3 protein-coding genes are annotated in these 7,534 nt (G+C 71.4%); all 3 read left to right on the top strand.

All coding sequences use genetic code 11. From position 1 onward, the window contains the following. The coding region (locus ACWGPF_RS17330; protein ID WP_452333970.1) for an acetylxylan esterase at positions 1–1,088 on the top strand (1,088 nt) is incomplete at its 5' end. Between the two features lie 113 nt (positions 1,089–1,201). Further along, positions 1,202–2,203, top strand: coding sequence for a LacI family DNA-binding transcriptional regulator (locus ACWGPF_RS17325; protein ID WP_452333969.1), 1,002 nt, complete (start codon positions 1,202–1,204; stop codon positions 2,201–2,203). Between the two features lie 312 nt (positions 2,204–2,515). After that, on the top strand, positions 2,516–7,519 hold the full coding sequence (locus ACWGPF_RS17320; RefSeq protein WP_452333968.1) for a rhamnogalacturonan lyase family protein: 5,004 nt from the start codon (positions 2,516–2,518) through the stop codon (positions 7,517–7,519). The last annotated feature ends 15 nt before the right edge of the window (positions 7,520–7,534 follow it).

The raw sequence follows: 7,534 nt of genomic DNA, 5'->3' as shown, positions 1-7,534 counted from the left end.
GCCTTCGAGGGCCGGGCGTCTCGCCGTATGTCGGGATGGTCGGCGTCGGCCGCCGCCGCCCGCTAGGCTCGCGATCGGCTCTGGCCGCCGACCTGCTCACCGATCCTGGAGGACCGCCGACGATGGCGCTTTTCGACCTGCCGCTCGACCAGCTGCGCACCTACCGCTCCGCCGCCGTCGAGCCCGACGACTTCGACGCGTTCTGGGAGGAGACGCTCGCCGCGTCTCGCGCGGCCGGATGGCAGCCTCGTCTCGAGCGCGTCGACGCGGGCATCGACCTCGTCGAGGTGCACGACCTCGCGTTCGCCGGCTTCGCGGGCGATCCGGTGAGCGCCTGGTGGCAGGTGCCGGTGGGGCGCGAGCTCCGCGGCGTCGTCGTGGAGTCGATCGGGTACTCCGGCGGTCGCGGCTTCGCCCATGAGCCGGGCCCCTACCCGCTCGCGGGCTTCGCGCGCCTCGTCGTCGACACACGCGGCCAGTCGTGGAACGTCAGCGGCGCGCCGGGCGCCACACCCGATCCGCACGGCTCGTCGTCCCACGCGCTCGGGGTGCTGACGCGCGGCATCGAGAGCCGCGAGTCGTACTACTACCGGCGCGCCTACGTCGACGCCGTCCTCGCGGTCGACGCGGCGCATGCGCTCGCCCCCGGTCTGCCCGTCTTCGTCTCCGGAGTGAGCCAGGGCGGCGGGCTCACGATCGCGGCGGCGGCGCTCGGCTCCGACGTCGCGGGCGCTCTCCCCGACGTCCCGTTCCTCGTCGACTTCCCGCGCGCCACGACGATCGTCGACACCGCACCGTACAACGAGGTGCGCACGTACCTGCAGTCCCACCGAGGCGACGAGGAGGCGGTGTACCGCACGCTCTCGTACTTCGACGGCGCGCTCCTCGCGAAGCGCGCGACGGCGCCCGCCCTGTTCTCCGCGGCGCTCATGGACACCACGTGCCCGCCGTCGACCGTGTTCGCGGCGTTCAACGCGTGGGCCGGCGACGACAAGGCGATCGAGGTGTACCCGTTCAACGGCCACGAGGGCGGCACGGGCGTCCAGCGCAGGCTGCACCTCGACTGGCTGCGCGACCGGACCCGCTGACGACACGGTGTCCGCTTGCGATCGTTCGGCCTGACAAACGATCGCGCTGTGCCACACTGAGTCCGTAAAGCGTTTACCGAGCCGTCGTCGACGACGGCGGACGGGGGGACCGGATGAAGCGGGCGGGAATCCGCGACGTCGCCGACCTCGCCGGCGTGTCGATCAGCTCGGTCTCGAACGCGCTCAACAAGCCCGATGGCGTCAGCGATCGCGTGCGCACGCGCGTGCTGGCCGCGGTCGACCAGCTCGGCTACGTCCCGCTGCGCGCGGCGCAGCAGCTGCGCGCCGGGCGCAGCGGGCTCATCGGGATGACCGTCATCAGCATCGGCAACCCGTTCTTCGCCGAGATGCTGGAAGGCGCTGAGGAGGCGACGTCCGCCGCGGGCTACCAGGTCATGCTCGGCAACAGCGACGACAGCGCCCTGCGCGAGAACAGCTATCTCGAGCTCTTCGAGCACGCGCACGTGGAGGGCGTGCTCATCTCGCCCTTCGGCGACGTGGGGCCGGCGCTCGAGCGCCTGCGGGTGCAGCAGATCCCCGCCGCCCTCGTCGACGGCGTGGACGAGAAGGGCCTCACGCCCTCGGTGTCGCTCGACAACGTCGAGGGCGGGCGGATGGCCGTGCGCCACCTCGTCGAGCTCGGCAGGCGGCGCATCGCGTTCGTCGGCGCCCGCGAGGAGGTGCGCCAGACGCGCGACCGCCTGCGCGGCGCCGCGGCCTTCGCGCAGGAGTCCGGCCTGTCGCTGGATGTCACGCTCACGGGGCGCACGACGCCGCGCCTCGGCGCCGAGATCGGCGCGCGCATCGCCGCCATGGCCTCGTCGGAGCGCCCCGACGCCGTCTTCGCGGCGAACGACCAGCTCGCGTGCGGCATCGTCCACGGACTGGTCACGGCGGGCGTCTCGGTGCCGGGCGAGGTCGCCATCGTCGGATACGACGACATCCCGTTCGCGTCGATCGCGGCCGTGCCGATCACGTCAGTGCGCCAGCCGGCGCGCGCCATGGGCCGCCGCGCCGCCGAGCTGCTGGTGGGGCGCCTGCGCGGTGACAGCGGCCCGCCCCGCGCTGAGGTCTTCTCCCCCGAGCTCGTCGTCCGCGCCTCCACGCGCGGCTGACCGCCCACCCGCGCGCCCGCCGCCCGCCGCCCGCCGCCCCCGCTGCCTCCGCGCCCCCGCGCGCGCGGACAGCCGAGAGCACATCCGCGTGCCGAGAGCCCATCCGATTCGGCGTCAACGGATGGGGTTTCGTCAAACGGATATCCGTTGGACGAGAAGGGGCGGAGAGCAGCGAGTGGGGGAAGGGAAGCGGCGAAACGTTTCATGTTCGGTCTTGACGGCGACGTGCGATCATCGCTACGGTGCCCGGGAAGCGCTTTCCTGAAACGTTTCCGTGCAGTGCTGCACGACTCCCCCACGATCGGAGCAGATGTGAAGGGCAGAACCCCCACCGCCGGCGAGCCCGCCGGCGCGTCCTCCCCGCGGCGAACGCCGGCGCGCCCAGCCGCCCTCGTCACCGCCGCCGCCGTCGCGCTCGGATGCTTCGGCGCCGCCGCGGCACCCGCAGCGGCCGCCGGAGCGACGGCCACCCCCGCCGAGACGGCCGCGGCCGGCCAGCCCGTCCGCTTCGACTTCGGCTCGGGCGCCGTCGCCGACGGCTACACGGCCGTCACGGCCGCGTCGGCGTACAGCCCCGAGGCGGGCTTCGGCTTCGCCGAGGGCGCCACGGTCACCGAAACCGACCGAGGCGGCGACCCGCTCACGGGCGACTTCGCGACGGTCACCGGCTCGAGCTTCGTCGTCGACCTGGCGAACGTCGACTACACCGTCTCGATCGTCGCGGGCGACACGGGCGGCGCGACCGAGATCGCGATCGCGAGCGAGAGCATCCAGAAGGTGCAGACGACATCGAAGGCAGCGGGTCAGTTCCTCGAGATGAACTACGACATCGCGCTCGTCGACGGGCAGCTGTCGTTCGCCTTCACGGGGGCGGCCGCCAACATCAACGCCATCGTCATCACACCGCAGTCGCCCCGCGAGGCCGCTGCGACGCCGACCGCCTACCTCACGGGCGACTCCACCGTGCAGACGTACGATCCGTATTGGGAGCCGCAGGCCGGGTGGGGTCAGATGTTCGACCAGTTCCTCACCGACGCGGTCGCGGTCGACAACCGCTCGATCGGGGGCCGCTCGTCGCGGTCGTTCGTCGAGCAGGGTCGACTCGACGAGATCCTCCGCGTCGTCCGTCCCGACGACTACGTCTTCGTGCAGTTCGGCCACAACGACGCCACCGCGTCCGTCCCGGAGCGCTACACGCCGCCGGACCAGTTCGACGACTACCTCCGCATCTACGTCGAGGGCACGCGTCAGCGCGGCGGCATCCCCGTGCTCGTCACGCCCGTGAACCGCCTCGACGTCAACGCCGACACGGGCCTGTTCAACGAGAGCTTCCCCGAGTACGTCTCCGTCATGAAGGCCGTCGCCGACGAGCTCGACGTGCCGCTCGTGGACCTCTCCGCGTCCAGCCGCGCCTATCTCGATTCGATCGGGGCGGAGGCCGCGAAGTCGGTCTTCCTCTACGCCGACGCCGGCGTGTACCCGAACCGGCCGACCGGCGTCCAGGACAACACCCACTTCCAGGAGTACGGCGCCATCCAGATGGCGCGCCTGGTCGCCCAGGGCGTCGCCGGGCTCGGGCTTCCGATCTCGTCGGCCGTCGAGGTGACGACGCCGTCGGAGCTGCCGGCGGCCGTCACCGGCCTCGCCGTCGCCGAGACGACGAGCACGTCGGTGTCGCTCGAGTGGCAGGCGACCGAGGGCGCCGACATCTACCGCATCTACCGGAGCGACGCCGGGGCGGACGACTTCTCCCTCGCCGCGACGTCGACCGTGCCGCAGAAGAGCATCGGCTCGCTCGCGGAGGGCGGCGCGTACGACTTCCGCGTCGCCGCCGTCAACGGCCTCGGCGAGGGTGCCGTCAGCGAGACCGTGTCGGCCACGACGCGCGGCGCGGCGTACCGGTTCGACTTCCAACCCGCCGGGGCGCCGGTCGGCGCGGGCTACACCGAGGTCACCCGTTCCACGATCTACTCCGCCGACCGCGGGTACGGCCTCGTCGACGCCACGGGGATGATCGACCGCGACCGCGGATCTGCCGCCGGCGACGATGTCGTGCGCGACTTCGTCGCGTACTTCAACGGCAGCTACGAGTTCGCCGTCGACGTGCCGAACGGCGAGTACGCGGCGAGCGTGACGGCCGGCGACCTGCTCGGTACCGTGCGCACCAACGTGCAGATCGAGGGCAGCGACGAGGGCAGCCTCTCCGTGAGCAGGAGCAGCACGACGAAGGCCGTCGAGGGCATCACCGTGAGCGACGGGCAGCTCAACACCGTCATCTCGGGCGCCACGGGCCACCTCAACGGCCTGACGATCACGCCGATCCTCGTGGCGCCGGCGGCCATCCGCCTCGACGACCTCGCCTTCGACGGCGCCACCGCGACCGTCTCGCTGTCGTGGGATGAGGCCCCTGAGGCGGCGACGTACCGCCTGTACCGCACGACGTCCGACGGCACCGTGCTCGTCGGCGAGACCGCGGGCACCTCGCTCGTCGACGACACGGCGCAGCCCGGCCAGACGGCGACCTACGCCGTCACCACCGTGACGGCGCGCGGCGCCGAGTCGGTGCCGTCGGTGGGCGTCGAGGTCGAGATCATCGACGCGGATGTCGCCGCTCCCGCCGCACCGACGGGCCTCGCATCCGGAGACGTGCAGAAGAACTCGGTCGCGCTCTCCTGGGATGCCGCGGACGGCACCCTGTTCTACCTCGTCAGCCGCCAGGACAAGAACGGCGACTGGCAGGTCATCGGCCGTGCGGACGAGGCCTCGTACCTCGACGAGGACGTCCTCACGACGATCGCCTACACGTACCGCGTGCACGCCGTCAACGCCGGCGGCGCATCGGAGCCGTCGGAGAGCGTGACGACCCCGGCTGTCACGACGCTCGACCGCGCGGCCGAGCGCCTCGACCGCGCACCCGTCGCCGTCGCGCAGGACGGCGGCGTGTACGTCGGATGGCGTCTGCTCGGCGACGACGCGCAGGACGCCGCGTTCCACGTCTACCGCGACGGCGAGCGCGTCACCGACGAGCCGATCGTCGACACGACGAACTACGTCGACGCGGGCGGGACGACCGAATCGACGTACCGCATCGCGATCGTCGAGGACGGCGTGCAGCTGTGGGCGACGGAGGAGTTCACCCCCTGGGCCGACGGCCAGTCGCTCGACATCCCGCTGAACAAGCCCGCCGACGCGTACACGAAGGACGGCCAGCCGTACTCGTACCGCGCCAACGACGTGTCCGTGGCCGACCTCGACGGCGACGGCCAGCTCGAGTACGTCGTGAAGTGGGACCCGTCGAACTCGAAGGACAACTCGCAGGCCGGATACACGGGCAACGTGTACCTCGACGCCTACGAGCTCGACGGCACGCAGCTGTGGCGCGTCGACCTCGGCATCAACATCCGCGCCGGCGCCCACTACTCGCAGCCCATGGTCTACGACCTGAACTCCGACGGCGTGGCCGAGGTGGTCGTCAAGACCGCCGACGGAACGACCGACGGCGAGGGCGCGGTCATCGGGGACGGCAGCAAGGACTGGCGCAACTCCTCCGGGTACATCCTCACGGGTCCGGAGTACCTCACGGTCTTCGAGGGAACGACGGGGCACGCCGTCGACACGATCGACTACGTGCCCGGCCGCGGCGACGTCGCCTCGTGGGGCGACAGCTACGGCAACCGGGTCGACCGCTTCCTCGCGACCGTGGCGTACCTCGACGGCGAGCACCCGAGCGTGGTCTTCTCGCGCGGGTACTACACGCGTGCCGTCGTCGCCGCGTTCGACTTCGACGGCGAGAGCCTCAGCCAGCGCTGGGTGTTCGACTCGTCGACGAAGGGCAACGGGGCGTACGCCGGCCAGGGCAACCACGCCATGATCACAGCCGACGTCGACGCCGACGGCAAGGACGAGATCGTCTTCGGCTCGGCCACGATCGACGACGACGGCACGGGGCTCTATTCGACCGGCCTCGGCCACGGCGACGCGCAGCACGTGAGCGATTTCGATCCCTCGCGCGAGGGCCTGGAGGTCTACGCCGTCCACGAGGACATGGGCTCGTCGGGCAACCTCGGAGCGACGTTCCGCGACGCCGCGACGGGCGAAGTGCTGTGGTCGGTCCCCGCGACGGGCGACACCGGGCGGGGCGCGATGGCCGACATCGACCCGCGCTACGACGGCGCCGAGGGCTGGAACGTCGGCGGCACGCGCGCATGGGACACCCGCGAGGGCACCCTGATGAGCGCGGCCGGCGAGGAGATCGCCACGACCATCCCCGCCGCCAACTTCACGGCGCTGTGGGACGGCGACCTGCTCAGCGAGATCGTCGACCACTCGTTCGACACGGCGACGCGCACGGGTGCACCCGTCGTGTCGAAGTGGGACTACGAGAACAGTGTCGCCGTGCCCGTGTTCGAGCCGGAGGGCGTGCTCACGAACAACGACACCAAGGGCAATCCCTCGCTGCAGGCGGACCTCTTCGGCGACTGGCGCGAGGAGCTCGTGTACCGCACGACCGACTCGACGGCGCTGCGGATCTTCACGACGACCGACGTCACGGAGCACCGCCTGCGCACGCTCCTGTCGGACGCGCAGTACCGCCTCGCGGTCGCGTGGCAGCTGACCGGCTACAACCAGCCCCCGCACACGAGCTACTTCCTCGGCGAGGGCATGGAGACGCCGGCGGCGCCGCGGGCCGCGTACACGACCGAGACTCCTGCGGCCGAGGTCGTGCCCGGGCCGGCGACGGCGGCACCCGCCAAGGGCGTGCTCTCGACGACGAGCGGATGGGCCTACGGCCTGAAGGACGGCAACTACACCGTCACGATGGACCTGTGGCACGGGCAGAACGCCCACACCATCCGCCTCTACGAGAACGGCGAGCTCCTCAGCGAGTCGTTCCTCGCGGACGCCTCTCCTGCGGCGCAGACCTTCTCCGTCGACGTGACGGGGCGAGTCAACGGAACGTACGAGTACACGTGCGAGCTCGTCAACCAGCACGGGACCACTCCGTGCAAGCCCGTCACCGTCACCGTCACCGACGCGAACCCCGGAACCGCCGTGCTCTCGCACGACAACTGGGACCGCAACGGCGACTACACCGTCACGGCGAACCTCTGGTGGGGGACGAACGCGACCGCGTACCGCCTCTACGAGAACGGCGAGCTGATCGACGAGCAGGAGCTGACCGCGGCCACCCCGCAGGCCCAGCAGGCGTCGACGCAGGTCGACGGGCGCACGCCCGGCACCTACACCTACCGAGCCGTGCTCGCGAACGCCGCCGGCGAGACCGAGACGAAGGAGATCACCGTCACCGTGAAGTGAGGGCCGGGGTTTCGC

The sequence above is a fragment of the Microbacterium sp. NPDC055683 genome (assembly GCF_053617895.1).
The sequence above is the reverse complement of the archived record's forward strand: the minus strand, read 5'-3'. Positions and strand labels throughout refer to the sequence as shown.

Excerpts from the sequence above, each read along its gene's own strand:
- ACWGPF_RS17325 (WP_452333969.1), top strand. The coding sequence starts at position 1,202 with ATGAAGCGGGCGGGAATCCGCGACGTCGCCGACCTCGCCGGCGTGTCG.